Genomic DNA, 24261 nt, shown 5'->3' with positions numbered 1-24261 from the left:
CCCGACGATAGGTAATATGTCGTACAAGAGGAGGAATCGCGTCGTTGCGATCCATGCAGAAGCACCCTCCGAACGCTGAGACTGATGGGATGCTGCAGGCTCCCCCTGTCGATGCGTTCTTCGATCGTCAGGGGGATGCCCGGCGACCTGTCCACGATGAAGGAGGCGCCATGCGCACTCGTGCACTGCGGCACGGACTACCGCTCACCGAGATCGGCCTGGGAACGGCTCAACTCGGCAATCTCTTCCGCGAGACCACGGAGGTCGAGGCGGATGAATCGGTCGAGACCGCCTGGGAGGGCGGCATCCGCTATTTCGACACCGCCCCGCACTACGGCCTGGGGCTGTCGGAGCGACGTCTGGGCGAGCGCCTCGCCGATCGGCCTCGCGGCGAGTACGTCATCTCCACGAAGGTCGGACGGGTGCTCGAGGCGAGTCCGGCTACCGCGCATCTGCGCGACGACGACGGGTTCGACGTACCGCGCGAAGTCGTGCGGCGGTGGGATTTCAGCCGTGACGGCGTTCTGCGCTCCGTCGAGGACTCGCTGCGGCGCACGGGCCTCGATCGCTTCGACATCCTGTACCTCCACGACCCTGACGATCACTTCGAGCAGGCGTCCACCGAGGGCATCGGTGCCCTCATCGAACTCCGCGATCAGGGTGTGGTTTCGGCGGTGGGTGCGGGAATGAACGCCGACGCGCCTCTCGCCGAGCTCATCCGTCGCGCCGACGTCGACGTGGTCATGTGCGCGGGGCGGTACACGTTGCTCGACGACTCCGCCGCCGCCGACCTGCTTCCGCTCGCTCGGGAACGCGGCGTGGGGGTCGTCGCCGCCGGTGTGTTCAATTCCGGCCTTCTGGGTGCCCCGCGTCCGCCCGCGGACGCGACGTACGACTACCGGCCCGCGCCGCCCGAGATCCTCGCGCGGGCGAACGCGATCGCCGACGTCGCCGAGCGCTACGGAGTGACCCTCCCCGACCTGGCGGTGGCCTTCGCCCTGCGGCATCCCGCCGTCGTATCGGTCGTGCTCGGCGCGCGCGGACGCCGACAGGTCGCCCAGAATCTCGACCGAGCCGCGACCCCCATCCCCGACGACCTCTGGGATGAACTCGCCGCGACCGGACTCGTCGCCTCTCGTCACGCATGACCACGGTCACGACGCGCGAGCCGCGCTGTCCGACCTCGCTCGCCGTGGACGGTCCGGATGCCGTGGACGAGCACGGCGACCACTTCGCGTCGAAGGGCGCATCACCGAGGCGACCCCGTGCCTGAGGAGGCCCGCATGACCTTTCCCGTGATCGACGCCCACCAGCACGTGTGGGACCCGTCGCGTGCCGAGTACGACTGGCTGACGTCGGATGCCGCCCCCATCGACACCGTCATGACCTTCGCCGACGTCGCTCCCGAGTTGCGCGCGGCCGGTGTCGACTTCACCGTCCAGGTGCAGTCGGCGGACAACGCCGAAGACACCGAGCTGATGAAGGAGTCGGCGGCCCACCATCCCGAGGTGGCCGGCATCGTCGGATACGCCCCGCTCGACGATCCGGGGCGGACCGCCCGCACGCTGGCGTCGTGGGAGGGCGACCCGCTCATGGTCGGCGTGCGCACGCTCATCCACGCCCAGGACGACCCGGACTGGCTGTTGCGGCCCGATGTCGACGCGTCGCTGGGGATGTTGGAAGAGCGCGGTCTTCCCTTCGATGTCGTCGCGGTGCTCCCGCGGCATGTCGAGATCGTTCCGCTCGTCGCGGCACGCCATCCACGCCTGCGGATGGTGATCGACCATCTCGCCAAGCCGCCGATCGGTGTCGGCGACGGCGCGGAGTGGGGCCGCCTGATGGCCGCCGCCGCCGACTGCGAGAACGTCTACGCCAAGGTGAGCGGTCTGTACTCCGCGACCGGTGACAGTTCGGCCTGGACGACCGATCAGATCCGACCGTTCGTCGACCGTGCGCTCGAGATGTTCGGTGCGCAGCGCCTGATGTACGGGGGAGACTGGCCGATCTCCGTGCTCGCCGGGGGATACTCCCGGGTGTGGCAGGGCCTTCGCCCCCTGTTCGACGAGCTCGACGCCGAGGCGCGCGAACACGTCCTCGGTCGCACGGCCGCGGAGTTCTACCGGCTCGACACCCGGCGGCTCGGCCTCACGCGCTGACTCCCGCGCGATGCGCGGACCCGGCCGTACGAACGAATCACACGATGTATCCGTGGACTCCCGGGTCTGCGGATCGACCACGAAAACCCCAGGAGAACGAATGAGAAGGTTCGCGTCCGTCATCGGCGTCTCACCCGAGAACCGCGCGGAATACGAGCGCTACCACGCGGCCGTCTGGCCCGGGGTGCTCCAACAGATCACGCGGAGCAACATCCGCAATTACTCGATCTACCGCTACGGTGAACTGCTGTTCGCGTATTACGAGTACGTCGGCGACGACTACGAAGCCGACATGGCCGCCATGGCGGCCGACCCCGAGACTCAGCGCTGGTGGTCGGTGCAGGAGCCGCTCCAGAGTCCCGTGCCCGATCGGCGCGAGGGCGAGTGGTGGCACGAGCTGCCCGAGATCTTCCACCTCGACTGAGGTTCACGAGCGGGCGGCCCGGTCCCCCTGCATCGCGTAGGCGCGAGTGAAAGCGGCACCGCCCGGTCCCCGCAGGACCGCGCGCAGCGTCGCGGTCTTCGCCGCGTGTGCCGCGGGGCCGAGTGCCCGCCCCAGGAAGGTGTTGAGCGTGGCCAATCGCGCGGCGTGCCGCGCCGAGGCGAGACGGTCGCGTTCCCACCGCCACACCCCCTCCGGTTCCTCGGTCCGCAGCCATCGCGACAGCAGCGGTGAGAGGGTCAATGCGTCGAGCAACCCGAGGTTCATCCCCTGCCCGCCGATGGGGCTGACCTCGTGGGCGGCGTCGCCGACGACGATCACGCGCCCGCGCCGCAGGGCGGGCGCGACGGCGCGGCGCACACGGAACGTCGTCGCCTCGGGGATGTCGACCTCGAGCCCGGCGCGCTCGACGACGGCGCGGCGGAGAAAGGACGTGGCATCCGGAGCCTGCTCGATTCCCGCCCAGGCCACGAGGCGGCGCCGACCGTTCGGAAGGGGGAACGACTCGAGCACGCCCGCTCGCTCGAGATGCACGCGGGCGACCGGTCCGCCCGGGGCGACGACGTCCGCCATCGCGTACCGGTCGGGATACTCGTGCGCGCGGACGGCCCCGGGGCGGTAGACGAGATCGCGCCCCGCCCACCCCGAGGCGACCACGACGAGCCGTGCGCTCACCTCGTGCTCGCCGTCTTCGCCGATCGTCCGCGCTCGCACCGCGGTCCCGTCGTCGGTGAGGGAGGTGACGACGACGCCGCGTCGGACGGGAGGGGCGAGCCGGATGAGGATCTCGGCCGTGTCTGCCTGCGGGAGGGCGGCGACGTACGGGTGGCGCGCGCGGAGCCGGTCGAAACGGATCTGCGCCAGGACCTTCCCGTCGGCGCGGGCCTCGCCGCGCTCGATGCGGACGGCCCGCGACAGAAGCTCGTCGGTCGCGCCGGAGGCCTCGAGGAGGGCCAGAGCGGGGGAGTGGATGCCGATGGCCCGGGTTCCACCGCCGATCGCGGTGCGCTTCTCGACGACGTCGACGTCGACGCCGCGGGCGCGGAGGTCTGCTGCGAGGGCGAGACCGACGGGACCCGCTCCGACGACGAGGACCTCACGCACGGCCGGCCTCCCCACGGGCGACGGCCAGAACGCGGAAGGGTGCGGGCGTCTCCACACGCCAGGGGGACCCGAGGGCTGCGGCGAGCTCGGGAGCGCGGTAGCTGCGACGGATCGAGCGGAGGCCGTCGACGCGGAGGAACGTGCCCGCCGAGAGCGGCGAGATGCCGACGGCGTACAGTCCGAAGGCCAGGCGGCCGCGCGCGATGTCGGCGTGCAGGACGCTGCCCGTCGACAGGGCGAGGGAGTCGGCGGTGAAGCCTCGGAGTGCCGCAGCGTCCAGGTGGTGCAGAACGTGGTTCGACACGACGATGTCGAAGCTGTCCCCGGCCGCGATCAGGGCCCGTGAGTCCTGTGCGACGAACCGCACCCCCGGCCGGGCGCGCTCGCGGGCGGCGGCGATCGCGCGCGGGTCGGGGTCGGCCCCGACGCAGTCGAGCTCGAAGCCGTCGCGCGCGGCCAGATCCGCCAGTCTCACGAGCACGTCCCCTCCGCCGCACCCCAGATCGAGCACGCGCGCGGGCCGGCCGAGGGCGCGCAGCTCGGGCCGCACGCGCGAGCGGTACACGTGCCCCCAGGCGGAGACCAGCCGGTTCACGAGATCGAAGCGACGGTAGGTCGCGGCCAGCGTACGGGGGTCGCAGTCGGGATCGTCCATGAGCTCGGTCAGCGCGGTGTCGCGCTGCGCCAACCCGGTCACGCCGTCGGGCGGCGCAGCGTCAGACGCGCCGCCTCCACCGTGAGGCCCGGGCCGAAGGCGAGGGCGGCCACGCGGTGGCCGTCGCCGCGAGAGGTGTCGGCGAGCAGGTCGCGCAGGATGAACAGCAGCGTGGCACTCGACATGTTGCCGTGCTGGCGCAACACCTCTCTCGAGGGTGCGAGAGCTGCGGCATCCAGGGAGAGGGCGCTCTCGACCCGGTCGAGGATGCTGCGCCCTCCGGGGTGGACCGCCCACGCGTCGATCTCGTCGATGTCACCGATCACGTCGGCGGCTATCGCGGATATCTCGCGGCCGATGATGCGCGGAACCTCGGGGGTGAGGGTCATCTGGAAACCGGAGTCGCCCACCGTCCAGGCCATGTCCTCTTCGCCCTCGTCGATCAGGCGCGTGGCGAAGCCCTCGAGGTCGAGACCCTCGTGTGCGGAATCTCCGGATGCCACGACGGCCGCCCCCGCCCCGTCGGCGAACACCGAGGCGGCGACGATCTGGTCGGGGTGGGAAGAGGTCTGCCAGTGCAGCGAGCACAGTTCGGTGCACGCGACGAGCACGACCGCATCCGGGTCGTCGCTCACGATGCGGGCCGCCAGGCGCAGCGCCGGGATCGCCGCCGCGCACCCGATGAAGCCGAGGTGATACCGCTCGACCGTCGCAGAGAGACCGAGGTCGCGCACCAGGTGGTAGTCGGGTCCGGGTGCGAACATACCGGTGCACGAGACGGTCACGACGTGCGTGAGGGCATCCGGGCTCCGTCCCGAACCGGCGATGGCGGCGCGAGAGGCTTCGGCGAACAGCGGCGGAGCGGTGCGGCGGTACTCGTCGTTGCGCGCACCGGTCGGGGGCATGAGAAGAGTGTCGCCGTCGCGAACCTCGAGCTCGTCTCCGGTTCCGCCGGCGAGTTGGGGAAGGACGACGTGCCGGGTGTCGATGGCCGCGGCGTCGAAGGCCGCCCCCACGAGGCGCTGGGCCTTGCGGTCGAATCCGGGCTGAGCGGCGAACAGGTCACGGAGGGTCGACTGGGCGACACGAGTGTCGGGCAGGGCCGTGCCGATCGAGAGGATGCGGGCGGTCATGCCTCACTGTAGGCACGCTCGCGTCTCCCTCGTCGGGGATAGCGCCGTGTCGGCACGCCGTCTATGGTGGGGCGGGCTCAGGCCGCGAGCGCGCGCGACACGAGCAGGCCCTCGACCGCTGCGCGGTAGTCGGCGATCATGCGACCGCGGTCCATCCGCGTTCGGGCGGACAGGGCGGCTGCGCGCAATGCCGGGCCGAGGGCGAGGGCGTCTCCCCAGGCTTCGACGATCGCGCCGACTTCGCGTGCCGTCACCAGGCCGAAGCCCTCGACGAGGCGCGCGGCGTCTCCGACGTCGGTCGTCACCGGAACGGCTCCGGATGCCGCTCCCTCGACGAGGCAGAGGGGAGAGGCTTCGCCGAAGGCGCTGGTCAGGGCGATGACGTCGGCGATGCGGTACAGCTCGGGCATGTCTTCCCGAAGACCGAGGGCGTGCAGGGCCACGCCCTCGTCGACGCCGCTGTCGGCGAGCAATGAGACGAAGGCCGGGTTCGTGCGGGTCATGCCCGATCCGCACACGACGTAGTGCGTCCCCGGCGCCGAGCGCGCGTGCGCCGAGACGGCGCGGAGGAACAGCCCCGGGTCTTTCATGGCGTCGAAACGTGCGGCCAGCAGCACCACGGGAGCGGAATCGGGGATGCCGAGACCCGCGCGGATCCGTCGCCGCTCGGCGCGCGTGCCGGGCCGGAAGCGACGGGTGTCGATGCCGTTGTCGATGACCCATGCCTCACCGGCCGAGACACCGGCGCGCGCGTAGGCACGGGAGGTCGATTCCGCGCAGGAGATCGTCGCCGTGACCGCCCCTGTCGCGGCCGCCTCGACCAGCCAGCCGAGGGCGGGTCCGGAGTGGCCGGGGTCGGAGCGGTGCAGGCAGGCGGCGATCGCCCGGTCGGGCAGCAGGCCCGCGCGCTCCAGAGCGACGACGAGGCTCAGGGGCTGCTCCTTGAGCGAGAGGATGACGTCGGCCTCGTCGAAGAGCCGCGCGGCGTGTTCGAGCTCGCTCCTCGTGAAGTCCTCGGGAGCGAGGGGACGGTCGCCCGCGATGCGCTCGAACGTGTCGATGCGCACCCCGCGGTCTTTCAAGCGACGGAATCGGGTGTCGTCGTGCGCGAACTGCAGGGAGGCGTCCCGCCGCGCGGCTGACGTCAGCGACAGCACGCGGTGCTCCTGCGTTCCATCGGCCACGAGCCCCGTGACGACGTCGGAATGAAGGATTCGCGCCCCTCCGGCGAAGAAGCCTTCATAGAGCGAGAGCACGCGCACGGGTCGGGTCATCGAGGTCGCTTTCCAGGCCGGGATCCACCACCGCGGGTGCGGTCGTCCCATGCTGAGGCCTCGACCCTGCGCGGTGGGTTACACCGCAGAGACCATCGTGTGAACGCCCGGACACGAGCCGACGCGCCGACTTCCGGGGGAGAAGCCGACGCGCCGGGGAACGGGGCGGTGGGATCAGGCGCGGGGCGCGACCGTGATCTCTTCACCTGCCGAGTCCGGGCGCGACCACGGCCACCGTTTCGCCATCCGTGGCGCGGGGGACTCCTCGACGGAACGCGGCCCGATGCCGTTGCCCATGGCGGCGGTCATGGCGATGCTCCACACCGAGCCCGTCTGTCGTGCGCTCTGCTGTCCGTAGATCATGGCCTTCTCCTCATTCCCGTCTCCCGACGGGGTCGGCCGTCTCCCGACGGCGTGTGCTTCCGTCATAGACCTCGGAAGCGGGGCCGGAGACCGGCTTGACAGGGGTCTCGACGTGCCTGTCGCCCGTTGCGCCCGGCCGCGTGGGCGGTCGGACACGTCGGGACGATCGATGCGCGCTCCACGGCGCATGGCCGAAGTGGGTACGATCATGGGTCGTGCACCCGTCCAGCGAAACGTCGTCTTCCCCGTCACCGGGGTCGGAGCTCGGTCGTGCCCTCCTCGCCTACGGCGAAGCGCGCCGGGTGGCCGCCGCGGAGGCGCGCCGAGAGCTGTCGCTGAACGAGCTCGATGCCCGCGCCCTGCTCTTCGTCGCGGACAATCCCGGGGCCCGGCCCTCGCACGTCCGCGACCACCTCGGCATCACCTCGGCCGGCGTCACCACCCTGATCGACCGCCTGGTGCAGCGTGGGGCCGTGCGCCGCGACCTCGACGACGAGGACCGTCGCGTGAACCACATCACGGCGATCATCGACCTCGACAGTCCGCCCTGGTCTCAGCTCCGCGCCTTCGACGCCGCCGTGGAAGAGGCGGTGTCGGACGTGGATCCCGCCGAAGCTCATCGGCTGGCCCGACTCCTCGATCGCATCACCGCTCGCGCCGTCCGCTGAGCTCGCGGTACCGGACGGCCGCCGTATTCGGGGTCAGACGTTCGCGAGGAACGCCTCGGAACGCGCCTGCAGGAACGAGCACAAGGCGGACAGTGTCGCGAGTTCGCCGGACAGGGCCATGACGCGACCGGCAGCCAGGGGGGCGGCGTCTTCGCGGGGCTCGAACGTCACGGCCCACTCCGTGGAATGCAGCTCGGGGCCGGGTGCGATGAAGAATGTCGTCGAGACGCTCTTGAGCCGGGCGGCGATGAGACCCGCGTCGTCACCGTCGTCGTTGTCCTGGGGGATCACGCGCAGCATGTCGGCATTGTCGTAGCCCAGGGCTCGGAAATCGTCGACCCAGGCCTGAAGTGTGGTCGTGGTCCGAAACGGCATGAAGCTCCCCTCCCCGGGTGGGTGCCGGGCGGCAGCCTCTCCCATTATGGTCCGCTGTCGGCGCCCCGGAGCGGGGTCACGAGCTCCGCGCCGAGGCACCTGACGACCACCGCGCCGGGGAACGGGGAGCGGCCGGCTTGCAACACGGGGTTGCTCGGGAATGGTGGCGCGCTGAGATGCATCCGGTCAATGTGGACCACGTCCACTTTTCGCATTGCGGATGTCTCCTCGCGCCTGTAGGCCGAATGCGCCGAAATGCGCATTGTGATTCCTATGAGCGATAGCGTGGATGCCGGATGGGGGGCATCCACGACGCCGCAGTCTCCTGAACTGAGTGCGTGAGAGCGTTCCCATAGTGGCACCCGCCACGAAGCGCAATGGTCTTGCCGCATACTCTCGGACTCTTTAGGAAAAAGGCGTGGAGCACACGAACATCGAAACCCGCGACGCCGAGACGGTGGAGCACCTGTGGCAGACCGTCGTTCCCGGAGCGCGCATCTCGCGCGCTGATGTGATTCAGCCGGCTCTCGCCTGGCACGCGGCATCCGAGCCCGGCTTCGGTTTCTGCGACTACACGATCGGTTCGACGATGCTCGTCGAATCCGATCCTCTCGACCAGGTCGTGGTCGGGCGTATCGCGGGCCCGCGGGTCTCGGGAACGTACCGTCGCGAGCGCATCGACACCGCCGTGCCGTTCATGGTCGTCGACCGCCCTCTCGAGATCGCCTTCACCGGCCGCATCGCCGGCACCGCCGTCTCGTTCGCGCGCTCCGACTTCGACGAGGCCGCGCGGCGTCTGTCGGGCGACGACACTCTGCGCGTCCGACCGACCGGTTACGCCCCGGTGAGCGAGCAGCGCCTGCGCTACTGGTCGCGCACCTGGGAGTACGCCCGCGACGTGCTCCTGCGGTCGCCTGAACGGACCCCCCTCATCGAGCAGCAGGCGCGGACGCTCCTGCTCGAGGCTTCGCTCCTGGCCTTCCCGACGACCTTCACCGAGGCCCTCGCCGCCGGTCGTCCGTCACGGCCCCTCCCCGCCCCGGTGCGCCGGGCCAAGGCGTACGTCGAGGCCCACGCGGCGGAGCCCGTGGTGCTGTCCGACATCGCTCAGGCCGCTCGGCTGTCGCCGCGCGGGCTGCAGTACGCGTTCCGTGCGGCCACCGGGCGCACCCCGATGCAGTACCTCCGCCGTGTGCGGCTGGACGCCGCGCGCGGCGAGCTGCGCAGCGCCGATCCGTCCGTGGAGACGGTGGCCGCGATCGCCGCTCGGTGGGGCTTTTCGAACCTCGGTCGCTTCGCGGCGATGTACCGCGGAGAGTTCGGCGAGACGCCGTCGGCGACGCTGCGGTCGTGACCCCCGCGCGGTCAGTGCCCCGCGCCGAGCCCTCCGCTCAGGCGCGCGTGCAGTCGGGCCGCGGTGTCGTTCATGCCCTCGATCTCGACCGTCGTGCCGAGGTGGGCGTATTTCGTCTCCACCGCGTCGAGCGCCGCCACGGTGGACGCGTCCCAGACGTGTGAACGCGACAGGTCGATGACGACCCGCCGGGGGTCATCGTGGTACGCGAACCTGGTGGTCAGATCGTTGCTCGAGGCGAAGAACAGCTCGCCCTCCACGGTGTAGCGCGCGGTCTCGCCCTCCACGGACCGCGTCACGGCCGTGACGCTCGCGACCCGTCGGGCGAAGAGCACCGCCGCGGCCACCACGCCCACGCCCACGCCGATCGCGAGGTTGTGCGTCCAGACCGTGATCGCGACCGTGAGGACCATCACGATCGTCTCGCTCAGCGGCATCCGCCGCAGAGTGGACGGGCGGATGCTGTGCCAGTCGAACGTGGCGATCGAGACCACGATCATCACGGCCACGAGCACCGCCATGGGGATGACCGCCACCACCTCGCCGAAGACGAGCACGAGCACGAGGAGGAAGACGCCCGCGAGGAAGGTGGAGATCCGCGTGCGCGCACCCGACGCCTTGACGTTGATCATCGTCTGACCGATCATCGCGCAGCCGCCCATCCCGCCGAACAGCCCCGAGAGGACGTTCGCAACGCCCTGGCCGAGCGATTCGCGCGTCTTCGACGACGGGGTGTCGGTGATGTCGTCGACGAGGGTCGCGGTCATGAGCGATTCGAGCAGGCCGACGACGGCCATGGCGACGGCGAACGGCAGGATGATGGCGAGCGTCTCACCGGTGAGCGGCACGTTCGGGATCAGCAGGGCGGGCAGGCTCTCGGGCAGGGCGCCCTGGTCGCCGACGGTGGGTACCGAGATGCCGAAGACGACCGCGGCACCGGTGAGCAGCACGATCGCGACCAGCGGGGCGGGCACGATCCTGGTGAGACGCGGGAGCAGATACATGATGGCCAGTCCCGCCGCGGCGATCGGGTAGACCGCCCAGGGCACGCCGATGAGCTGCGGCACCTGGGCGATGAAGATGAGGATCGCGAGGGCGTTGACGAACCCCACCATGACGCTGCGCGGGATGAAGCGCATGAGCTTCGCGACTCCGAGGAGGCCGAGGATCACCTGCAGGATGCCGCCCAGGACCACGGTCGCGAGCAGGTATTCGGCCCCGTGCTCGCGGGCGACCGGGGCGATCACGAGCGCGATCGCTCCGGTCGCCGCCGTGATCATGGCCGGGCGGCCGCCGAGGAACGCGATGGCCACGGCCATCACGAACGACGAGAACAATCCGAGGCGCGGGTCGACCCCCGCGATGATCGAGAAGGCGATCGCTTCGGGGATGAGGGCGATAGCGACCACGAGTCCGGCCAAGACCTCGCGGGTCAGGAGGCGGGGGGATCGTAGCGTCTGCAGGACGGTGGGATCGGTGTGCGGGCGCGCAACGGAAGTTGTCATGGGCAGGCTCCGGGGTGGGGGAGGAGGGACCCGCGTCGACGCGGGGGAGAATAGGGGGGTCGCGATCGCGACATCGAAGACTCTACCGTAACGAGAGGGTTGCGGGATGGGGGATACATGACCGACGCGCGACCGATGCAGATCGGTGAGCTCGCCGAGCGGACCGGGCTGTCCATCCGCACGCTTCGCCATTACGACGAGATCGGGCTCCTCCGGCCCTCCGCGCGGAGCGAGGGAGGGTTCCGGCTGTACACGGCCGACGACGAGTCGCGCCTGCTCCTCATTCGCCGCATGAAACCGCTCGGTTACTCCCTCGAGCAGATGGGAGAGCTGCTCGAGGTGGTCGACGGGCTCGCCGAGGCGCCGGGCGACTCCGCTCTCGCGGCCCGTCTCGCCGATATCCGCGACGAGGCGCACCGCCGCCGCGAAGACCTGCGTCGCCAGCTCGACGCCGCCGACGAGTTCGTCCGCCAGTTGGAGGCCCGATGACCGCGCACGACACCACGCTCGAGGGCTACGGCATCCGTCTGACCCCGGCGGAGCCGCGCGACGCGACGGAGGCCTGGGCGCTGACCGATGCGGAGCTCTGGAGCCGGATGACGACACCGTGGGCGGACTCGGTCGAGGCCTACGCCGCTCGTGTCGAGCAGCAGCGTGCCACGCCGGGCCTGTACGCCTTCACCGTGCGGGAGGTCGAGACGGGGGAGATTCGCGGGGCGACGACGTTCTACGAATACGTTCCCGCGCAGGGGCGGGTCGAGATCGGGACGACCTGGTACGGCCGCGCCTTCCAGGGCGGGCGGACCAATCCCGCCGCAAAGCTGTTGCTGCTGACGCACGCGTTCGACGAATGGCGCGTGAACCGGGTCGCGCTGCGCTGCGACGCGCGGAACGAGCGCAGCGCGCGAGCGATCGAGCGCCTCGGCGCGACGCGCGAAGGACGGCTGCGGCAGCACCGCATCGCGCCCGACGGCAGCGTGGCGGACACGCTGTACTTCTCGATCCTCCGGGAAGAGTGGCCGGCCGTGCGGACGGGTCTCGAGGGGCGTTTGCGCGACTGACGGCGCCCTCGGGAGGAGGTTCGCGCGGCGGAGGACGTCGGCGCGCGCGGGCTTGCTCCCGAGGCGCATTCTCCTCCGCTCGCGGGACGAGCGGCGGGATCAGCCGGCGGCCGCCTCGGCTGCTCGGCGGCGCGCGAACGCGCGCGACTCGCTGAACAGCTCCAGGTCGATCTGCACGTGCCGCCGCGCGAGCTCGGCGGCTTCGTCGGGGGCGGCGTGGACGATCGCGTGGACGATCGCGTCGTGCTCTCGCGCGGCACGCGTCTCCATGCGGCGATGGCTCTCTCGGTCGCCCCACGGGTGCGCGGGGGCCGAGAGGGACAGGCGGCGTTCGTGCGCGAGCAGGATGTCGCGCAGCGCGGTGTTGTGGGCCGCCTCGATGATGGCGAGATGCAACAGACTGTCGGCGCGCTGCTTGTGGTCGCCCGACTCGGCGGAATGGAAGTCGTCGAGGCGGCCGCGCAGGGCGGTGATGTCGGCGTCGGTGCGCCGCTCCGCCGCCAGGCGTGCGAGCGAAGAGTGCAGCATCGAGCTCGCGGTGCACGCGTCGACCAGGTCGCTCCAACGCTCCTCGAACCAGCGGTCCACGCCGACGACGATCGACGCGGGCCATTCCTCGGCCACGAACGTGCCGCCCCCGCGCCCGCGACGGCGCTCGATCAGACCCTTCGTGGACAGGTCGTCCAGGGCCGCGCGCACCGTCGTCCGACCGACGCCCAGCAGGGGCGAGAGCTCGCGCTCGGCGGGGAGCCGGGTACCCGGGAGGAACTCGCCCACCGCCACGGCGGTGATGAGTCGCTCGGTCACGCGTTCCACCAGGGACGCGTCGTCGGTGTCGGCCATGGGCTCCCGTCGTTTCTTCCATGTTAATTCCGCAGGAAAGGTTTGCCAACGCACCTTTAAGGGGTCCACGATGACTCCATGCAACACGAGACCACCGTTCCCTTCCGCGACGGCTTCACCTGGGCGCGCCTCACCGAACCCGCCGAGCCCACCGGTCGGGCCCCCCTGTTCGTCCTCCACGGCGGACCCGGAATGGCCCACGACTACGTGTCGAATCTCGATGCCCTCGCCGACCTGACCGGGCGCACCGTCGTGCACTACGACCAGATCGGCTGCGGCAAAAGCTCGCACCATCCCGACGCCCCGGCATCGCAATGGGTGCCGCAGCTCTTCGTCGACGAGTTCCACAACCTGCAGCGCGCGCTGGGCTTCGACGAGTACCACGTGCTCGGGCAGTCCTGGGGCGGCATGCTCGGCGCCGAGATCGCCGTCCGCCAGCCCGCGGGGCTGCGGAGCCTCGAAATCTGCAACTCCCCGGCATCCATGGCGCTCTGGCTCGCCGGCGCGGCCCGGCTCCGTTCCGAGCTGCCCGCGGAAGCCCGCGAGGCGCTCGACCGCCACGAAGCCGCCGGCACCCTCGACGACCCCGAGTACGCGGAGGCCACCCGCGTGTTCTACGAGCGGCACGTCTGTCGCGTGACGCCCATGCCGCAGGACTTCGTCGACAGCGAGCAGCAGATGCTCGCAGACCCGACCGTCTACTTCACCATGAACGGCCCGAACGAGTTCCACGTCGTCGGCACCGGTCGCGACTGGTCGATCATCGACCGCCTTCCCCTGATCGCGGTACCCACCCTCGTGGTCGCCGGCGAGTTCGACGAGGCCACTCCCGAGACGTGGGAGCCCTTCGTCGAGCACATCCCCGGCGCCCGTTCGCACGTCTTCGCCGGGGCGAGCCACTGCACCCACCTCGAGATGCCCGAGGCCTTCCGCGCGGTCATCGCCGACTTCCTCGCACCCCTTCCCTGACACCCGCCCCGCCCCACCCGAACCAGGAGACCCGATGTCGCACCCCGCCCCCGAGGCCCAGCAGTCGCTGGAGTCGTTCGGCTACACGCAGGAGCTCAAGCGCTCCATGTCCACCCTCGACCTCGTGGTCTACGGTCTCGTCTTCATGGTGCCCATCGCCCCGTGGGCGATCTTCGGCGTCGTGTTCAACGCCGCGAGCGGCATGGTGCCGCTGGTCTACCTCACCGGCGTGATCGCCATGATCTTCACCGCCCTCGCGTACGCGCAGATGTCGAAGGCGTTCCCGATCGCGGGCTCCGTGTTCTCGTACGTCGGGCGCGGTCTGCACCCCACCGTGGGCTTCTTCGCCGGCTGGGCGATCCTGCTCGACTACCTGCTCGTGCCGACCCTGCTGTACGTCTTCGCCGCGTCGTCGATGGCGGGCATCTTCCCCGACGTCCCGCAGTGGATCTGGGCCGTGGCCTTCGTCATCATCAACACCGTCATCAACGTGCTCGGCATCGGTTCGATCAAGATCGCCAACCGCGTCATGCTCACCATCCAGCTCGCCTTCGTGGTGATCTTCGTCGTGATCGCGATGGTCGCCCTGTCGTCCGGCACGATTCCGGGTGCGCAATTCACGATGGCTCCGCTCTGGGACGCCGAGAAGGTCAATCCCGCGCTGATCGCCACCGCCCTCTCGATCGCGGTGCTGAGCTTCCTCGGCTTCGACGGCATCTCGACCATGGCCGAGGAGTCCACGGGGGATCGTAAGTCGGGCGGCCGCGCCATGATCATCGCTCTGCTCGTCGTCGCGGTGCTCTTCATCGCGCAGACGTGGTTCGCCAGCGCCCTGGCCGCCGGCACCATCGCCTTCGGCGACGACGAGGTCAACAACGCCTTCTTCCTGCTCGTGGCCAAGGCCGCGGGCAGCGGGTGGGCGACCGCGTTCCTCGCGGTCAACGTCATCGCGGTGGGGATCGCCAATGCGGTCGCGGCTCAAGCGGCGACCTCGCGTCTGCTCTACTCGATGAGCCGCGACCGGCGCCTGCCCGCCTTCCTGTCGAAGGTCACCTCGCGCCAGGTACCGATGGCGGCGATCCTTCTGGTGAGTGCGATCTCGCTCGTGCTGGTGCTGTTCTTCGTCGGCCAGATCGCGGTGATCTCGTCGCTCGTGAACTTCGGCGCCCTGCTCGGATTCATGCTGCTGCACGTGTCGGTCGCGGCGTACTACCTCGGCAAGAAGAAGTCGAAGAACTACCTGCTGCACCTCGTCGTGCCGCTCGTCGGGTTCCTCATCATCGGATACGTGCTGCTCAACGCCGACATGACCGCCAAGATCGGCGGCATCCTGTGGCTGGTCGTCGGCGGGATCGTCTACCTGATCTTCGCCCGCAAGAACGGCGGAGCCGCAGGTCCCCTGCCCGAGCACGCCACGGCCACCGCCGGAGAAGGCGGCGGCGAAGTGGCTCCGCGATGAGCACCGAGCACTGGCTCGGCCGGGAGCAGGGTCGTCCCGGATACGACGCGGCGGTGGCCCCGGCGCTGCGCGTGCGGCCCGGGACCGGCGAGACCATCGCGTTCGAAACCGACGACGCGGTCTACGCCGAGCTCCACGATCACGGCGATCTCGGCGCCCTCACGGCCCCGATCAATCCGGTCACCGGCCCCGTGTACGTCGAGGGTGCGAAGCCGGGCGATGCCCTCGTCGTCCACGTGCACGAGATCCGTCTCGGGGAGTACGGGTGGTCGCAGAGCCTCCCCGGCGCCGGGGCGCTGCAGCACCGCATGCCCGATCGGGTCGTCAGCCGGCGCATCCCCATCGACGCGGAGGGCGTGCACCTCACCGAGAGGCACGTGGTGCCCCCGCGCCCGATGATCGGGTGCATCGGCACGGCGCCCGCCAGGGGGCGGAACTCCACCGTCATGCCCACGACGGCGCTCGGCGGCAACATGGATCTCACCGACGTCGCTCCCGGCGCCACGGTGTACCTGCCGGTCGAGGTCGAGGGGGCGCTGCTGTCGATCGGGGACATCCACGCCGTCATGGCGAGAGGCGAATCGTCGTTCGTCGCGATCGAGGCGGCGGGCGTCGCCGTGGTCTCGATCGATCTGCTGCCGGATGCCGCTCTGCGGGCGCCCCGCATCGAGACCGACGAGGAGTGGATCTTCGTCGGCCTGGGCGACCCGGTGCAGGAGAGCATCCGGCGCGGCTACGAAGACGTGTTCGACGAGCTCGTCGACGCACGCGGGTGGGACCGGATGGACGCGTATGCGGTCATGAGCGCGCTCGTGCACAGCGAACTGGGCGGCCCGACGGGCTCGGAGGCACCTGACCCTCTGCATCCGTTCCGGGCCGTGGGGGCGGTGACCGTGCACAGGTTGCCGAAAAGCGTGCTCTGACATACTGCGCCGGTGACTCGTGCTTTCGACCGCGTCGGGAGGGGTGCCGCCCGTGGCTGACCTGGACTTCGTGCTGCGGCTGCTGTTGGCCGCCGGCTGCGGCGTGCTCATCGGTTTGGAGCGGCAGTATCGCTCCCGCACGGCGGGCCTTCGCACGCAGGCGCTCGTGGCGATGGGAGCCGCCGCCTTCGTCCTCTTCGGCAGCGAGCTGGGGGTGGGTCAGGGCTCGCTGCAGATCGCGGCCTACGTCGTCTCCGGCGTCGGTTTCCTCGGCGGTGGGGTGATCCTCCGGCAGGGCCTGTCCGTGCAGGGGCTCAACACCGCCGCGACCCTGTGGTGCTCGGCGGCCGTCGGGTGCCTGGCCGCGGGAGGGCTGGTCGTGCCGGCGCTCGCGATGACGGCGCTGGTGCTCCTGGTACACCTGCTTCTGCGCCCGCTCGGGCGCCTCGTCGACCGCGCCCCCGACGCGAACGCCGAGACCATCGGGGCGTTCGTGCTCACGGTGCGCGCGCTCGAGGAGCGCGAGCAAGAAGTACGCGAGCTGCTCTCCGACACCCTGGAGTCACCCGATGTCCTGGTGCTCGCGATGTCGAGCCACGACGACGACGGCTCCGAGGACGAGCCGGCGGGCGTCGTCCTCGAGGCCGAGCTGCTCATCGAGGGAGACGCGCCCGAGTTCCTGGATGCCGCGACCACGCGGCTCTCCCGCGACACCGGCGTGCGCGCGATGTCGTGGAGGGCGGAGGACAGTCCGATCACCGTGCAGACCCGGCGGCGATTCGGGCGGGGCTGAGCGCCGTGTAAGATCGTCCCTTGGAAGTGTGTCCGAGCGGCCTAAGGAGCATGGCTGGAATCCATGTAGGCGGGGTAACTCGCCTCGCAGGTTCAAATCCTGTCACTTCCGCCACACGAAGAGCGTCACCCGGAAGGGTGGCGCTCTTCGCTTCTCCGGCCGTGACTACCGCGACACGCTCTCGCGCTCGACCGCGCCGACGGTGCCGGGTCGCGTGACGAGCGAGCGAGGGTACGCCCGCGCGAGGAACCGGCGCAGCGGTGCAGTTCTCTCATCGAGAGCCGCACGCACGCCCGTGACGGCGGCGACGAGACCGGGTCCCCGAGCGGGGTCGAAGCTGTCGCCCGCGTAGCTCACCCGTTCGACGGCCTCGCGGAGAAGACCGACGTCGTCGGACGGTGCGCCATGCTCCTCGACGAGCAGCACCGCGAAGGCGCGCGGAGACAGCGCGGAAGAGACCGGGATGCCGAGATCCACCGCGTCCTCGAGCATCGCGGTCCACGCGGCCACCGGGTCGCCCGCGCGCGCGGCGGCGAGGCGTCGGCGACGCCGCACGATCCGGGCGACGGCCGGGACCCCGGCGAGCACCAGCAGCACGAGGATCCCGAGGACCGGGGCGACCCACGCGGTGCTCTGCCGCGCGGCGACTGAACCACCGCCGGTGGTCTGCGCCCCGGGGTCGTTCTCGGCGGCCTCCGACGGCGCCGACGAGGGCTGATCGGCCGGGGCCTCGGCATCCTGGCTCGGGGTGTTCGGGGTGGTCGTGTTGTTCCCGGAGGAGCCCGAAGCGAAGTTCGTGGGGACGCCGAGGCTGTTCGTCGGCTCGAAGGGCACCCATCCGATGCCCTCGAAGTACACCTCGGGCCACGAATGCAACTGACTCGAGCTGACCGAGTACTCGGTGCCGCCCTGCTGGGGGATGCTCGAGGCCGTGCCGGGAAGGTACCCGATGACGATGCGCGCGGGGATGCCGAGAGTGCGTGCCATGACGGCGAAGGCCGAGGCATAGTGCACGCAGTATCCGGCGCGCACCTGCAGGAACTGCGCCACCGCGTCGAGACCGGCTCCGTCGAAGCCGGAATCGACGGGAGCGTCGAGCGAGTAACGGAATTGACTGCTGCGGAACCAGTTCTGCAGGGCGACGAGCTTGTCATAGGGCGTCTGCGCGTTCGCGGTCACCTCGCGGGCGGTGTCGCCGATGACGGCGGGCACCTCGGCGGGGAGCGCGGTCAGTGCGGGGTCGAGGTCCGTCCCGCCCACGGTCTTCGAGCGGATCTGCTCGAGGGTCGGGCGGGGGACGCTCGCCTGCACCTCGTAGACCTGCTCGCGGGTGGACCCGGCGCGGGTGACCACCGTGCGGTTCTGCGGCATGCCCAACCAGTCGCCGTCCAGACCCGTGACCGTCGAGGCGGGGTAGGGCACCGGCAGCCACGGGCTGTCGAGCTGATCGACGGTGATCGTGGTCGTCCAGTCGGCGAGGGTGATATCGCCGTCGACGCTGACGCGGTCGAACACCGTGCCGTCGGAGGGGAGGGGGACCGTGTCGAAGGTATCGGGCTGCCAGACGGCGCCGTCGAAGCGGGACAGAGTGACCGCGCGCAGGTAGGGGGCCGTCGGGCTCGTGGTGCGCACCTTGAGCACCTCGACGTCGCGCGGCTGACGAAGGTCGTTGCCGAGCTCGAGGTTGGGGTTGATGGTCGTCCCCAGCCCGCCGGTGCCGCCGCTGGCGAACCTCAGGCCCGGCTGGGGGAGCAGAGGAGTGGCGACCACGGCGACGATCACAGCCACGGCCGCGACCCCCAGGGCGGTGGCCGATGCCCCGAAGAGACGGCGGCCCTGCGCGGGGCGAGCGCGATCGTCTCGGCGTGCGGACGCCGCGGCACGTGCCCGTGTGTCGACCCGCAGCAGGAAGAGCAGAGCAGCCGCCAGCAGCACGAAGCTCGCGACGTCGACGTCGGAGGGGATCGCGATCGTGGGGATGAGCGAGACGGCGACCAGGCCCACTCCGGCGAGCAACGGCATCCGCGCCGTCAGGACCACGTGATCCAGCACGATGGCGAGCGCACCGATCGCGGCGACCAGGAGGAACGCCAAGCCCTCATCCGGCGGGACGGGGGCGACGCCGTCGCGGATCTCCGCCGAGGCCTGGGCGACGAGGCCGGGGACCGAGGCGAAAGTCGAGGGGGTGGGGATGATGCCGAGCAGGGCCGTGGAGCGGCCGAAGATCGCCGTGAGCAGCACGATCCACACGGTCACCTCGGCGAGGCTCGCCACCAGGGCGGGCAGCCGCGACAGGCGGACGATCAGTCCCGCGCCGAGCGCACCTCCTCCCACGAGAACGGCTCCCGCGACCCACGCCCCCGGGGCGATCACCGAGAACACCGGCAGCATCGCGGCGGCGATCGCGGCGAACAGACCGATCGTCAGCAGGGTCGCGTCGCGGCGGCGGCGGGGCGTGCGCAGCACGGTGAGATCAGCGGCCGACACGGGCGTACCCCTGTTCCATCGCGTCGTCCCAGGCGAGGGCGACGTCCGCCCCCGGACGCAGGTGAGCCGCGCGCCAGCCGGCGACACGAACGGCGTCGAGCTCCGCGTGCTCGGCCACCACGATCAGGACGGGAAGGGCCGAATGGGTGCCCATCTCGCCGAGGGTCGCGCGGTCTTCGGGCTGCAGGTCTCCTGTGATCACGACGACGGGACCCAGCAGAGCGGAGGCGGTCGCCGGAACGACGCGGTGGGAAGCGTCGTCGACGCGGGCTCGCAGGCTCGCGAAACCCGCGGCGGCCGCTCGGGCTTCGACGTCGTCGCCGCCTTCGACCGGGTCGGCGAGAAGAGTTCCGTCGCTGTCGACGACGTCGACCGTGTAGCCCTCGTGCACGAGGTGGGCGACGGCCGAGACGCACGCGGTCACCGCCGTCTCGAAAGCCGGGTCGCCGCCGGGGGCGTGAGCGGCCAGAGGCGACCACCGCGAGAGCGCGCGGTCGATCACGACGGTGGCGGCCGGCGAGGACTCCTGCTCCTCTTGACGCACCATGAGGGTGTCGCGGTGGGCGGTGGCGCGCCAATGGATGCGCCGCATCGAGTCGCCGGGCGCGTACGGTCGCGCGACGAGGTTGTCGGCCCCCTGACCGAGCTGCAGGGCCGCGGTCTGGCGCGTGCCGCCCGCTTCGCCGGAGGAGGAGGGCAGCGGCGCGAGGTCGACGATCGCCGGGGCAACCGTCACCGGTGTCGTCCGGCCCAGGGCGATGCGGCGGCGCACCAGGCCGAAAGGATCGGTGGTCGTCACCTCGAGCGGACCGATCGAATGGATGCCGCGCGCCGCGCCGATCACGTCGTACCGCACCTCGATCGTCCCCGTGCTCCCCGAAATCGTCGAGGCGAGGGACGCCGACGTCCCGTGGGCGCGTCCGGTCAGTCCCGTCGGCAGCGTGTCGTTCCATCGCGCGGGGCCGGTGGGGAGGGCGCTCGAGAGTCCGGCGCGCACCACGACGGTCGCCGAGCCCCCGACCTCGGGCGTTTCGGGCGTCACGACGCGCGAGACCGCGCCCCTGCCGCGCGTCAGCAGCAGCGCGATCGCCGAAACCGCCAGCAGGCCCACGAGAAGGGTGGCGAAGTACAGCAGTTCCGGGATGCCGGCGCGTTGCGCGATCGCGAACCCCGCCACGGCGAGGAGCACGGCCCCCGTGCCCCGCAGGGTGAAGGGCCACAGGCGCGTCACGCCGGTGCTCACGGCCGGGGAGCGAGGGGAACGCGCACGCTGGACGCGATGCGCTCGAGCGCGTCGGCGACCACCGCGGCCCCGGCCCGACCGCCCGCGGCCGAACGGTTCGCGATGAGCCGGTGGGCGAAGACCGGCGACAGCAGGGCGGTGATGTCGTCGGGGATGACGTACGCCCGCCCGTCGAGGGCGGCGCGCACCTTGGCGGCGCGCACGAGCTGCAGGGTCGCGCGCGGGCTCGCCCCCAGACGGATGTCGGGGTGGCTGCGGGTGGCCTGCGCGAGGGCGACGACGTACTCCTCGAGAGCGGGGGCCACGTGCACACCGCGTGCCCAGGCGATCAGCGCGGTCACCTGACGCGCGGTCACGACCGGCGTCAGGGCGTCGAGAGGGTTCACCGCGTCGCGCTGGCGCAGCATGAGCGCCTCGGCCGCGGCATCCGGATACCCCATCGAGATCCGCAGCAGGAAGCGGTCGCGCTGCGCCTCGGGGAGCACGTACGTGCCCTCCATCTCGAACGGGTTCTGCGTCGCGACGACGAGGAACGGGGAGGGGAGCACGTGCGTGCGGCCGTCGACCGTCACCTGGCGCTCCTCCATGGCCTCGAGCAACGACGACTGCGTCTTGGGGGAGGAGCGGTTGATCTCGTCGGCGATGACGATGTGGGCGAACACCGCGCCGGGGGTGAACTCGAACTGCCGCTGCACGGGGTTGAACACCGACACGCCGGTGATGTCGCCCGGCAGCAGATCGGGGGTGAACTGGATGCGACGCACATCGGCGTCGACCGTGGCGGCCAAAGCCCGCGCGAGCATCGTCTTGCCGACGCCCGGGACGTCTTCGATGAGCAGGTGACCTTCGGCGAGAAGGGCGATCAGGGCGCTGCGCACCGCGTCGGGTTTGCCGTCGATGACCCGCGACACCGACGACAGGATCTCCCCGGTCAGACGGGCGAAAGACGCCGCATCGAGAGGGGCGTCGACCCCGGGCCGGGCGGGGCCGGTGGCGGTGTCGGCGCGGCGCAGCCGCGTGGTCGCCTCGGGCGTGACCGTCTCGTCCATGGCATCCCTCGTGTCGCGGAGGCGGGAGCGTCCTCGCCAACGTGACCCGATCGTAACCCGCGCCACGGTGGCGGGGGTCGGAAAGCCGCGGGTGCACAGGCGTCACTCGGGGAGAGGGGGGTCGCCCCTAGGATCGGGGAGCGTTGGTCCACCCGAGGAGCCCGCGCATGTCGCACACCACCCCGTCCCTGCCCGCCGCCGCCCACGTGCTCGCTGTCGACATCGGCGGGACCAAGGTCGACGCGGCCCTGGTCTCGACCTCCGGCGAGGTGATCCGTTCGAGCGTGACCCGACGCCCCACCGGTCGCGGGAACGACCGCGACACGATCGCCCGGAACGTCCGTCAGGCCGCCGAAACCGCGCTCGCCGCCGTTCCGGGGGCGAGGGTCACCGCGATCGGCGTGGGCAGTGCGGGTCCGGTGGACCTGCCCTCGCGCTCGGTGTCTCCCCTGAACCTTCCGCTGGCGGCGGGACTGCGCATCGACGAGGTGCTGGGCGGGCTCGTCGACGGCCCCATCCATCTCGCGCTCGACGGCACCTGCATCGCCCTCGCCGAACACTGGCGGGGAGCCCTGGTCGGCTGCGACGACGCGATGGCGATTGTCGTGTCGACCGGTGTGGGCGGGGGCCTCGTGCTCGGAGGTCGCCCCGTCAGCGGCGCCAGCGGCAACGCGGGTCATCTGGGACAGACCTTCGTGCGCACCCTCGAAGGCGACGACGTCGTCGCGGCCACCCTCGAAGCCGTGGCCGCGGGGCCCGGCACGGTCGCCTGGGCGAAGAAGCAGGGGTGGGAGGGCGAGACCGGTCTCGATCTCGCGGCCTCGCACGCGTCGGGGGATGCCGTGGCCATCGCCGCCGTGAGCCGTTCGGCGACCGCGGTGGGCCAGGCCATCGCCGCGGCAGCCACCCTGTGCGATCTCGAGGCGGTGGCCATCGCCGGCGGCTTCTCGCAGGTCGCCCCCGACTACGTCGACCAGGTGCGCGCGGCCGCCCAGGCCGCCTCGCTGCACGCCTACGCCCGGCGCTGCCGCATCGTCGGCTCGGGACTCGACGGAGACGGTCCCCTGCTCGGGGCGGCGGCGCTCGCGTTGCAGTCCTGACCGACCGCGCGAGAGGAGCGCGCCGATGGGCGGGCATAATCTGGACGAGAGGGCCCGCGCCGCGGACCGGCGAACGAGGGCGGGGATCATGCGTACCGGATCCAACCTGCCCGCCGTCGGGGAGTACAACCAGACCCTCGTGCTCGACCACATCCGCCGTTCGCCCGAGGGGCTGAGCCGCGTCGAGCTGTCGGCGCGCACGGGCCTCAGCGCCCAAACGCTCAGCAACGTCACCCGGCGGCTCGCCGACGAGGGGCTGATCGTGGAGGCGGGCAAGGTCATCTCGGGACCCGGGAAGCCCCGCACGCTGCTCAAACTCGCGCCGCGCTCGCGGTTCGCGGTCGGAGTGCACCTCGACCCGGTGGTCGACACGATCGTGGTGGTCGACATGGCCGGCGAGGTCATCGCGCATGACGAGATCGGCCGCCCGGCCCTGTCGACGCCCGCAGGGCTGGTGGATGCCGTGGGCGCCGCGGTCGACACGATCGTCGAGCGCGCCGGCATCCCCCGCGAGCTCGTCCTCGGGGTCGGTGTGGCCGCTCCGGGGCCCTTCGACGCGCGCGGCGGGCGCCTTCTCGATCCGCCCCTGCTGCCGGAGTGGCACAACGTCAACGTGCGAGAAGACCTCGGCGCCGTCACGGGCCTGCCCGTGATCGTCGAGAAGGACGTGACGGCCGCCATGGTGGGCGAGATGTGGTTCGACCGTTCCGACGCTCTCGGCGACGCGATGTTCCTGTACTACGGCGCGGGTGTCGGCGTGGGGCTCGCGATCGCGGGTGCTCCGGTGCGCGGACGCACCGGCAACGCCGGCGGCATCGCGCACGTGATCGTCGATCCCGATGGTCCGCCCTGCGCGTGCGGCGCTCGCGGGTGCCTCGGGGTGTCGATCGAGCCGCGCGTGCTGCTGGCCGAGGCCGGGTACGCCCCGGCGGCGGCCGGTGACACGCGCCCCGACCTGGACCGGCTCGTGCGCGACGCGCGCGAGGGCGAGGAGGGTCCGGCCGCGGTGCTGCGGCGGGCGGGGGAGCGGATCGCGCGCGCGCTGGTCGTGACCAACAACCTGATCGACGTCGACGAGGTCGTCCTCGGCGGCCCCGTGTGGGAGCGCCTCGCGGAGGTGCTGGGCGACGTCGTCGCCGAGCGCGTCGCCGTCGACGCGGCCTCGACCGCGACGCGCGAGATCGTCGTGCGTCGCTCACGGGTCGGAGCCGACGTCGCGGCCGTGGGGGCCGCCTGCCTCATGCTCGACGGCGCCTTCGCGGCGCGGCCGGCGCGCATGATGATCGCCCTCTGAGCCCGTCCCCC

General features: G+C 71.3%; 24 protein-coding genes and 1 tRNA gene. 14 read left to right on the top strand and 11 right to left on the bottom strand.

Annotated elements, in window-relative coordinates:
- The first annotated feature begins 170 nt into the window (after positions 1-170).
- The 3 genes from DEU35_RS08025 (at position 171) to DEU35_RS08015 (ending at position 2580) form a co-directional block, all read left to right on the top strand.
- Entirely contained in the window at positions 171-1148 is a 978-nt protein-coding gene (locus DEU35_RS08025; RefSeq protein ID WP_116239166.1) for an aldo/keto reductase, read from the top strand.
- Between the two features lie 135 nt (positions 1149-1283).
- A complete protein-coding gene (locus DEU35_RS08020; protein WP_103206047.1) occupies positions 1284-2156 on the top strand; it encodes an amidohydrolase in 873 nt (290 codons plus the stop codon).
- Positions 2157-2256: 100 nt separating this feature from the next.
- On the top strand, positions 2257-2580 hold the full coding sequence (locus DEU35_RS08015) for an L-rhamnose mutarotase (RefSeq protein ID WP_116239165.1): 324 nt from the start codon (positions 2257-2259) through the stop codon (positions 2578-2580).
- A 3-nt stretch (positions 2581-2583) separates the two neighbouring features.
- Here the strand turns inward: DEU35_RS08015 and DEU35_RS08010 are convergent, their stop codons facing one another.
- The 5 genes from DEU35_RS08010 to DEU35_RS07990 form a co-directional block, all read right to left on the bottom strand.
- Positions 2584-3702, bottom strand: a complete 1119-nt coding sequence (locus DEU35_RS08010) for an NAD(P)/FAD-dependent oxidoreductase (RefSeq protein WP_116239361.1) — start codon at positions 3700-3702, stop codon at positions 2584-2586.
- Positions 3695-4357, bottom strand: coding sequence for a methyltransferase domain-containing protein (locus tag DEU35_RS08005; RefSeq protein ID WP_116239360.1), 663 nt, complete (start codon positions 4355-4357; stop codon positions 3695-3697). The genes DEU35_RS08010 and DEU35_RS08005 overlap by 8 nt, the downstream gene beginning before the upstream one ends.
- 38 nt (positions 4358-4395) lie before the next feature.
- The gene (locus DEU35_RS08000; protein ID WP_103206049.1) at positions 4396-5490 is read right to left on the bottom strand and encodes a type III polyketide synthase; all 1095 of its coding nucleotides are present in this window, start codon (positions 5488-5490) and stop codon (positions 4396-4398) included.
- Between the two features lie 77 nt (positions 5491-5567).
- The gene (locus tag DEU35_RS07995) at positions 5568-6764 is read right to left on the bottom strand and encodes a glycosyltransferase (protein ID WP_103206426.1); all 1197 of its coding nucleotides are present in this window, start codon (positions 6762-6764) and stop codon (positions 5568-5570) included.
- Positions 6765-6938: 174 nt separating this feature from the next.
- Positions 6939-7127, bottom strand: a complete 189-nt coding sequence (locus DEU35_RS07990; protein ID WP_116239164.1) for a hypothetical protein — start codon at positions 7125-7127, stop codon at positions 6939-6941.
- 215 nt (positions 7128-7342) lie between these two features.
- On the opposite strand from DEU35_RS07990, the gene DEU35_RS07985 reads away from it, so the two are divergent.
- Complete coding sequence (locus DEU35_RS07985) at positions 7343-7795, top strand: helix-turn-helix domain-containing protein (RefSeq protein ID WP_103206051.1); 453 nt, start codon at positions 7343-7345, stop codon at positions 7793-7795.
- Positions 7796-7828: 33 nt separating this feature from the next.
- On the opposite strand, the gene DEU35_RS07980 is transcribed toward DEU35_RS07985, so the two are convergent.
- Positions 7829-8170: a hypothetical protein gene (locus tag DEU35_RS07980; protein ID WP_103206052.1), complete on the bottom strand. Its 342-nt coding sequence runs from the start codon at positions 8168-8170 to the stop codon at positions 7829-7831.
- 418 nt (positions 8171-8588) lie between these two features.
- Between DEU35_RS07980 and DEU35_RS07975 the strand changes: the two genes are divergently transcribed.
- A complete protein-coding gene (locus DEU35_RS07975) occupies positions 8589-9524 on the top strand; it encodes an AraC family transcriptional regulator (protein ID WP_218026325.1) in 936 nt (311 codons plus the stop codon).
- Positions 9525-9535: 11 nt separating this feature from the next.
- On the opposite strand, the gene DEU35_RS07970 is transcribed toward DEU35_RS07975, so the two are convergent.
- Positions 9536-11029 (bottom strand): SulP family inorganic anion transporter, encoded by a 1494-nt coding sequence (locus tag DEU35_RS07970; protein WP_103206054.1) that lies wholly within the window; start codon positions 11027-11029, stop codon positions 9536-9538.
- 117 nt (positions 11030-11146) lie between these two features.
- Between DEU35_RS07970 and DEU35_RS07965 the strand changes: the two genes are divergently transcribed.
- Positions 11147-11518 (top strand): MerR family transcriptional regulator, encoded by a 372-nt coding sequence (locus tag DEU35_RS07965; protein ID WP_116239163.1) that lies wholly within the window; start codon positions 11147-11149, stop codon positions 11516-11518.
- The gene (locus DEU35_RS07960) at positions 11515-12090 is read left to right on the top strand and encodes a GNAT family N-acetyltransferase (RefSeq protein ID WP_103206056.1); all 576 of its coding nucleotides are present in this window, start codon (positions 11515-11517) and stop codon (positions 12088-12090) included. Before DEU35_RS07965 ends, DEU35_RS07960 begins: the two co-directional genes overlap by 4 nt.
- Before the next feature lie 99 nt (positions 12091-12189).
- On the opposite strand, the gene DEU35_RS07955 is transcribed toward DEU35_RS07960, so the two are convergent.
- Positions 12190-12933 (bottom strand): FadR/GntR family transcriptional regulator, encoded by a 744-nt coding sequence (locus DEU35_RS07955; RefSeq protein ID WP_116239162.1) that lies wholly within the window; start codon positions 12931-12933, stop codon positions 12190-12192.
- 78 nt (positions 12934-13011) lie between these two features.
- On the opposite strand from DEU35_RS07955, the gene DEU35_RS07950 reads away from it, so the two are divergent.
- From DEU35_RS07950 to DEU35_RS07930, 5 genes are all read left to right on the top strand, one after another.
- Positions 13012-13902 carry a proline iminopeptidase-family hydrolase gene (locus DEU35_RS07950; RefSeq protein WP_103206058.1) on the top strand — a complete coding sequence of 297 codons (891 nt, stop codon included), beginning with the start codon at positions 13012-13014 and terminating at the stop codon, positions 13900-13902.
- Between the two features lie 34 nt (positions 13903-13936).
- Positions 13937-15361, top strand: coding sequence for an APC family permease (locus DEU35_RS07945; protein ID WP_103206059.1), 1425 nt, complete (start codon positions 13937-13939; stop codon positions 15359-15361).
- The gene (locus DEU35_RS07940) at positions 15358-16284 is read left to right on the top strand and encodes an acetamidase/formamidase family protein (protein ID WP_116239161.1); all 927 of its coding nucleotides are present in this window, start codon (positions 15358-15360) and stop codon (positions 16282-16284) included. The genes DEU35_RS07945 and DEU35_RS07940 overlap by 4 nt, the downstream gene beginning before the upstream one ends.
- Positions 16285-16336: 52 nt before the next feature.
- Positions 16337-17077, top strand: coding sequence for an MgtC/SapB family protein (locus DEU35_RS07935; protein WP_116239359.1), 741 nt, complete (start codon positions 16337-16339; stop codon positions 17075-17077).
- A 22-nt stretch (positions 17078-17099) separates the two neighbouring features.
- A tRNA-Ser gene (locus DEU35_RS07930) sits at positions 17100-17191 on the top strand.
- 51 nt (positions 17192-17242) lie between these two features.
- Here DEU35_RS07930 and DEU35_RS07925 read toward each other — a convergent pair.
- From DEU35_RS07925 to DEU35_RS07915, 3 genes are read right to left on the bottom strand one after another with little or no spacing between them, the layout of a single operon-like run.
- Positions 17243-19564 carry a DUF3488 and transglutaminase-like domain-containing protein gene (locus DEU35_RS07925; RefSeq protein WP_258027833.1) on the bottom strand — a complete coding sequence of 774 codons (2322 nt, stop codon included), beginning with the start codon at positions 19562-19564 and terminating at the stop codon, positions 17243-17245.
- Positions 19551-20807, bottom strand: coding sequence for a DUF58 domain-containing protein (locus DEU35_RS07920; protein WP_258873414.1), 1257 nt, complete (start codon positions 20805-20807; stop codon positions 19551-19553). The genes DEU35_RS07925 and DEU35_RS07920 overlap by 14 nt, the downstream gene beginning before the upstream one ends.
- Positions 20804-21856 (bottom strand): MoxR family ATPase, encoded by a 1053-nt coding sequence (locus DEU35_RS07915; protein ID WP_103206061.1) that lies wholly within the window; start codon positions 21854-21856, stop codon positions 20804-20806. Before DEU35_RS07915 ends, DEU35_RS07920 begins: the two co-directional genes overlap by 4 nt.
- A 167-nt stretch (positions 21857-22023) precedes the next feature.
- On the opposite strand from DEU35_RS07915, the gene DEU35_RS07910 reads away from it, so the two are divergent.
- Both DEU35_RS07910 and DEU35_RS07905 read left to right on the top strand, forming a co-directional pair.
- Positions 22024-22956 (top strand): ROK family protein, encoded by a 933-nt coding sequence (locus DEU35_RS07910; RefSeq protein ID WP_116239159.1) that lies wholly within the window; start codon positions 22024-22026, stop codon positions 22954-22956.
- A gap of 88 nt (positions 22957-23044) precedes the next feature.
- Positions 23045-24250 carry an ROK family transcriptional regulator gene (locus DEU35_RS07905; RefSeq protein ID WP_116239158.1) on the top strand — a complete coding sequence of 402 codons (1206 nt, stop codon included), beginning with the start codon at positions 23045-23047 and terminating at the stop codon, positions 24248-24250.
- The last annotated feature ends 11 nt before the right edge of the window (positions 24251-24261 follow it).

Source organism: Microbacterium sp. AG157 (assembly GCF_003385695.1).
Classification (GTDB): domain Bacteria; phylum Actinomycetota; class Actinomycetes; order Actinomycetales; family Microbacteriaceae; genus Microbacterium; species Microbacterium testaceum.
This window is presented reverse-complemented; position numbering and strand designations above follow the sequence as displayed.

Coding starts and splice junctions, on each gene's coding strand:
- DEU35_RS07995 (WP_103206426.1), bottom strand. CDS start 6,764: ATGACCCGACCCGTGCGCGTGCTCTCGCTCTATGAAGGCTTCTTCGCC.
- DEU35_RS07940 (WP_116239161.1), top strand. CDS start 15,358: ATGAGCACCGAGCACTGGCTCGGCCGGGAGCAGGGTCGTCCCGGATAC.
- DEU35_RS07960 (WP_103206056.1), top strand. CDS start 11,515: ATGACCGCGCACGACACCACGCTCGAGGGCTACGGCATCCGTCTGACC.
- DEU35_RS08000 (WP_103206049.1), bottom strand. CDS start 5,490: ATGACCGCCCGCATCCTCTCGATCGGCACGGCCCTGCCCGACACTCGT.
- DEU35_RS07965 (WP_116239163.1), top strand. CDS start 11,147: ATGACCGACGCGCGACCGATGCAGATCGGTGAGCTCGCCGAGCGGACC.
- DEU35_RS07945 (WP_103206059.1), top strand. CDS start 13,937: ATGTCGCACCCCGCCCCCGAGGCCCAGCAGTCGCTGGAGTCGTTCGGC.
- DEU35_RS07955 (WP_116239162.1), bottom strand. CDS start 12,933: ATGGCCGACACCGACGACGCGTCCCTGGTGGAACGCGTGACCGAGCGA.
- DEU35_RS07915 (WP_103206061.1), bottom strand. CDS start 21,856: ATGGACGAGACGGTCACGCCCGAGGCGACCACGCGGCTGCGCCGCGCC.
- DEU35_RS07910 (WP_116239159.1), top strand. CDS start 22,024: ATGTCGCACACCACCCCGTCCCTGCCCGCCGCCGCCCACGTGCTCGCT.
- DEU35_RS07905 (WP_116239158.1), top strand. CDS start 23,045: ATGCGTACCGGATCCAACCTGCCCGCCGTCGGGGAGTACAACCAGACC.
- DEU35_RS07950 (WP_103206058.1), top strand. CDS start 13,012: ATGCAACACGAGACCACCGTTCCCTTCCGCGACGGCTTCACCTGGGCG.
- DEU35_RS08020 (WP_103206047.1), top strand. CDS start 1,284: ATGACCTTTCCCGTGATCGACGCCCACCAGCACGTGTGGGACCCGTCG.
- DEU35_RS07980 (WP_103206052.1), bottom strand. CDS start 8,170: ATGCCGTTTCGGACCACGACCACACTTCAGGCCTGGGTCGACGATTTC.
- DEU35_RS08005 (WP_116239360.1), bottom strand. CDS start 4,357: ATGGACGATCCCGACTGCGACCCCCGTACGCTGGCCGCGACCTACCGT.
- DEU35_RS07990 (WP_116239164.1), bottom strand. CDS start 7,127: ATGATCTACGGACAGCAGAGCGCACGACAGACGGGCTCGGTGTGGAGC.
- DEU35_RS08015 (WP_116239165.1), top strand. CDS start 2,257: ATGAGAAGGTTCGCGTCCGTCATCGGCGTCTCACCCGAGAACCGCGCG.
- DEU35_RS08025 (WP_116239166.1), top strand. CDS start 171: ATGCGCACTCGTGCACTGCGGCACGGACTACCGCTCACCGAGATCGGC.
- DEU35_RS07970 (WP_103206054.1), bottom strand. CDS start 11,029: ATGACAACTTCCGTTGCGCGCCCGCACACCGATCCCACCGTCCTGCAG.